Annotated in this window: 5 protein-coding genes (1 of these 5 cut by a window edge); 2 read left to right on the plus strand and 3 right to left on the minus strand. The window is 68.0% G+C overall.

Annotation, left to right across the window (positions count from 1 at the left end; translation table 11 throughout):
* A protein-coding gene (locus ACYQ2W_RS20195) for a peptidoglycan DD-metalloendopeptidase family protein (RefSeq protein ID WP_459871332.1) crosses the window boundary here: on the plus strand, positions 1-1,170 show its 3' portion. Its footprint begins 432 nt before the window's first position; the window shows 1,170 of its 1,602 coding nt (coding positions 433-1,602); its start codon lies beyond the left edge, outside the window; it ends in the stop codon at positions 1,168-1,170.
* A 61-nt stretch (positions 1,171-1,231) separates the two neighbouring features.
* Positions 1,232-2,332 carry an anhydro-N-acetylmuramic acid kinase gene (locus tag ACYQ2W_RS20200; RefSeq protein ID WP_459871335.1) on the plus strand — a complete coding sequence of 367 codons (1,101 nt, stop codon included), beginning with the start codon at positions 1,232-1,234 and terminating at the stop codon, positions 2,330-2,332.
* Here the strand turns inward: ACYQ2W_RS20200 and cobD are convergent.
* The 3 genes from cobD to ACYQ2W_RS20215 form a co-directional block, all read right to left on the minus strand.
* Positions 2,320-3,312 (minus strand): threonine-phosphate decarboxylase CobD, encoded by a 993-nt coding sequence (gene cobD, locus ACYQ2W_RS20205; RefSeq protein ID WP_459871337.1) that lies wholly within the window; start codon positions 3,310-3,312, stop codon positions 2,320-2,322. The genes ACYQ2W_RS20200 and cobD overlap by 13 nt on opposite strands.
* 5 nt (positions 3,313-3,317) lie before the next feature.
* Complete coding sequence (gene cbiB, locus ACYQ2W_RS20210; RefSeq protein WP_459871342.1) at positions 3,318-4,247, minus strand: adenosylcobinamide-phosphate synthase CbiB; 930 nt, start codon at positions 4,245-4,247, stop codon at positions 3,318-3,320.
* A 153-nt stretch (positions 4,248-4,400) separates the two neighbouring features.
* Positions 4,401-4,811 (minus strand): hypothetical protein, encoded by a 411-nt coding sequence (locus tag ACYQ2W_RS20215; RefSeq protein WP_459871339.1) that lies wholly within the window; start codon positions 4,809-4,811, stop codon positions 4,401-4,403.
* Between the last annotated feature and the right edge of the window lie 143 nt (positions 4,812-4,954).

The following is a 4,954-nucleotide window of genomic DNA, read 5'->3' on the forward strand; positions in this document are numbered from 1 at the left end:
GCTGCCGTACCGAAGGAAGACGAGCCAATCGCAGCCACCGAGGAGAAGTCGACGCCCGCGACCACGCCGTGGACCCGGATCGAGATCCGCAAGGGCGACAACCTGGCCAAAATATTCAATCGCCTGGGCGCCAGCAGCGGCGACCTGCACCGCATCATCTCGCTGGGCGGCGCGGCGAGCGAGCTGAAGAACATCTATCCTGGCAAGGTGTTGGAGTTGAAATTGGCAACGGACGGCCACGTCCAGGGGATACGCTATCCGCTGGACAAGCTACGTACCCTGCAGATCGAGGGAGACAACACGCGCTTCCAGGCCACCATCGACGAGCTAGCGGTAGAACACCACCAAGCCTTCGTTGCCGGAACCATCGAAAACTCCCTCTACCTCGCCGCCCAGCGGGCCGGAATGCCCGAAAACCTGATCATGGAGATGGCCAACATCTTCGGCTGGGATGTCGACTTCGCCCTCGACATCCGCAAGGGGGACAGCTTTTCGGTGGTCTTCGAAGAGCTTCACACCGGCGGGGAAAAGATCGAGGACGGCCCAATCCTCGCCGCCGAATTCGTCAACCAGGGCAAAAGCTACCGGGCCGTGCGTTACGTCGACCCCAACGGAGTGAGCAACTACTACACTCCTGAAGGCCGCTCCATGCGCAAAGCCTTCCTGCGCTCCCCGGTAGACTTCCGCCGCATCTCCTCGCGATTCCAGAAGGAGCGCTGGCACCCGGTGCTGGGCAAGAAGCGCCCCCACCGTGGCGTCGACTACGCGGCGGCCGTCGGTACGCCGGTCAAGGCCTCCGGCGACGGGAAGGTGATCTGGGTCGGCCGCAAGAACGGCTACGGCAAGACCATCGTGGTCCAGCACGGTCAACGCTACACCACCCTCTACGCCCACCTCAACGGCTACAAGCGTGGCATCAAGAGTGGCAAGTGGGTAAAACAGGGGCAGACCATCGGCTTCGTCGGCCAGACCGGCATGGCCACCGGCCCCCATCTCCACTACGAATTCCGGGTCAACGGCGTCCATCGCAACCCGCTGACGGTGAAACTGCCCAAGGCCAGCCCGATCCCGAAGCGCTACAAGAACGATTTTGCCAAACAGATCCGGCCGCTGATCGCTGCCCTGGAGCTGCAACAACGCACCCTGGTCGCGCGCAACGACGCCGAGTAGTCGCGAAAGGCCCGTCGGTGGTCCCGCGCCCCCCCCTGGGCTCCGCAGTGGAGATCCGTCGATGGCGCTCTATATTGGCTTGATGTCCGGCACCAGCATGGACGGTGTCGATGCTGCCCTGGTCGATTTCGCGGGGAAGGCCCCGCATCTCGTCGCGTCCCACTGCCAACCGATGACCGACGAGGTGCGCGAGGCGCTGCTCAGGCTTGCCACCGATCGCTCTCCCCACCCCTTGCAGTGCCTGGGTGAGCTGGATCACCTGCTCGGCGAACAGTTTGCCCGGGCCACCAACGCCCTGCTGCGACAGGCGAAAATCGATGCCGCCGCGATCCGCGCCATCGGCAGCCACGGCCAGACCCTCTACCACCGCCCCGACGGCCCCACCCCCTTCACCCTGCAGATCGGCGACCCCAACCACATCGCCGAACGAACCGGCATCACCACGGTCGCCGACTTCCGCCGCCGCGACATGGCTGCCGGAGGGCAAGGCGCCCCCCTGGCCCCGGCCTTCCATGCGGCGGTGCTGGCCGCCCCTGACGAGGAGCGCGCGGTCCTCAACCTGGGAGGGATCGCCAACCTCACGCTGCTGCCTTGCTCGGGAGCGGTAACCGGCTTCGATACCGGCCCGGCAAACGTATTGATGAACGGCTGGACGGCCCGCCACCGGGGCGAACCGATGGATCGGGACGGCGCCTGGGCCGCCAGCGGCCACGTGGACAAAGCGCTCCTGCAACGACTGCTCGACGAGCCCTATTTCACCCGCACCGCCCCCAAAAGCACCGGCCGGGAGCTATTCGATCTAGCTTGGCTCGACCACCGGTTGGAGGGTACGGTGATTGATCCGATCATCGTTCAGGCGACCCTCGCCGAACTGACCGCCGTTTCGGTCGTCGACCACCTGATCCGCCACCAGCCGGCCACCCGGCGCCTGCTGGTCTGCGGAGGCGGCGTCCACAACACCCACCTGATGGACCGCCTCGCCTTCCACCTGACGGGGATCGCGGTGGAATCCACCGAGGCCTACGGCGTCCACCCCAACTGGATGGAGGCGATCGCCTTCGCGTGGCTGGCCAAGAGGACCCTCGATGGATTGCCCGGCAACCTGCCATCGGTCACCGGTGCCCACCGCGAGGTGATCCTCGGCGCCATCTACCCCGCCTGACGCGTCTCCTCCGACAACGCCCGGGCGAGGCGCGACCACTGCTCCTCCTCACCCGGCAAGCCGAATCGCAGCGCCCGCGGCCGTTCGAACCTGCGCACCAGAATCCCGCACCGTGCCAACCGCTCGGCAATGCCCTCCTCATCCCGCGTCGCCACATACTGGAACAGCTCGCAACCTCCGGCGGGCGCCAACCCGGACGCCCCCAGCAACCGCTGCAAGCGGCGGGACGCCCCCACCAACCGGGGGCGTTCCCGCGCCTGCCACGCGCGATCCCCCAACGCCCGGGTTGCGACCCAACGGGCCGGGTGACTCACCGCCCAAGGACCGAGGCGCTCGCCCAACGACGCTAACAGCGGCCACTCCCCGATCACGAAACCGACGCGCAGCCCGGCAAGACCGAAGAACTTGCCAAGGGAGCGCAACACGATCAGCCCCGCACGGGGCGGCCCGGCGACGAGGCTCTCCAGCGGATCGGCATCCATGAAGGCTTCGTCCACCACCAGCCATCCCCCGCGCACAGCCAGACGCCGATGCCACCGCAGCAGTACCTCACGGGGGACACGCCGGCCGGTCGGGTTGTTGGGGTTGACCACCACCACCACGTCGAGGCGATCGAGCACCGGCTCCACCTCTTCGTCGGCGAACGCCGTCACCCCGTGCCCCGCTTCCCGCCACGCCCGTTCGTGCTCACCGTAGGCCGGGGCGAGGAGCGCCACCCGACAGGGCGAGCGCATCTGAGGCAACAGTTGGATCGCCGCCTGGGAACCGGCGGTGGGGAGCAGCGCCTCCGCGCCGTAGTACACCCGCGCCGCCTCCGCCAATCCATCCTTCTCCTCCGGCAACCGCCGCCACACCGCTGGAGGAGGCGTCGGCACCGGCCAACCGAGAGGATTGATGCCGGTGGAGAGGTCGAGCCAGCACTCGCGAGGGATCCCGTAGCGCCGCGACGCCGCCTCCAACTGCCCACCATGCTCCAGCATCCCCATCAGCCTACGGCCGGGAACGAACCGCCCAGGAAGGCGATCGAAGCGGCAACGGCAGACGTCACCACCACCCACAACCAGGCGGCCCGCCCCACCAGCGCCACCGCGCGGCGGACATCGGCGGCCCGCGGCACCTCCCCCTCCCCCAGCGTGGGCCGCTCCCGCCACACCCCGTGGTAGCGGGCACCCCCACCCAGCCGCACCCCGAGGGCCCCGGCCCCCGCCGCCATCACCACCCCGGGGTTCACCCCCTCCCAGGCCCCGGCCTGCCGGGACCAGCAGCGCCACGCCCCGGCCCCACCGGCCAACCCGTAGCCGACGGCGGTAAGCCGCGCGGGCAGATAGTTCATCAGGTCATCCAGACGCGCCGCCGCCCACCCGAAGCGGGCAAAGCGGCGATTGCGGTAACCCCACATGGCGTCCAGAGTATTGACCAACCGATAGGCCACCACCCCCGGGGCGCCGGCCAGCAGGAACCAGAAGAGCGCACCGAACAGCGCATCGTTGCCGTTCTCCAGCACCGACTCCACCGCCGCGCGGGCCACCGCTTCCTCGTCGGCCCGGGACACGTCCCGACTCACCATCCACCCCACCCGCCGCCGCGCCTCTTCCAGGGAGCCCGCGTCCAAGGCCTCGGCCACCGCCCGGCCGTGTTCGGCGAGACTGCGCGCGCCCACCGCCAGGTAAAGCGTCGCCATCCCCGCCACCAGCGACGGCCACCCCGCCGGCGGCAGCGCCGCGAGCAGGACCCACGGCGTCACTGCCACCCCAACGGCGGCCACACCGCCCCACCTCCCGTCCCGATTGAGCCGACGCTCCAGCCACCCCGCGTAGCGCCCGAACCCCACCAATGGATGAAACGACCGCGCCTCCCCCAGCAGCCGGTCCAGGAGCAGCGCGGCGACAACGACCAACGGCGAGGAGAGAAGCATCCAGGACACGAAAGGACCCAACGGAAGGGAACGGAGAAGTGCACTCACCCGGACACCGCCCAATACAAGAAAGCCGCAAACCCCATTCCCAACATGCTCCGTAAACTGACCACCCGCTGCCGGCCGGGCAAATGCCCGGCCGGCAGCGGGTGGTCAGTTTACGGAGTCGTTGAGGGAAAGGTCGCGGCGGGCGGCGACGATGGTGATGGTAAAACCGGCCACCACGTCGAGCAGTGACATCAAGCCGAGGATGACAAAGGTGGAGTTGCCCGCCTTGGCATAGACCAGGAACTCCACCAGGAAGGCGACGAAGACCATCATCGAGAGGGTGTGGTCGATCACCGAGGCGGTGCCGGTGCGGGTCGCCTTGAACACCTCGATATAGAGGGCGAGCACCCCGAGGACGATGAACAGATCACTCACCGAAGCGCTCCACGCAGCCCCCGAGACCAGCGCCACGTTGAACAGTGAGCCCCCCAACGCGGCCGCCCCTCCGAACAACAGCAGCCCGTTGATGATCACCCACAGATAGGCGAAAAGGGGAATCGCGGAAAGGATGGCCATGGGAAGAGGTTCCTTGGGTGACGTGCCGGATGGTGGCGGAGAGTATACCCCGGAAGCGCGAGACGGGAGCCTGTCGGGCTGGGGAATCGCGTCGCGGACGCGGCCGATTCAGCCACAGTCCGACAGCCTCCTAGGGCTGCCTC

Source organism: Endothiovibrio diazotrophicus, from assembly GCF_054657215.1.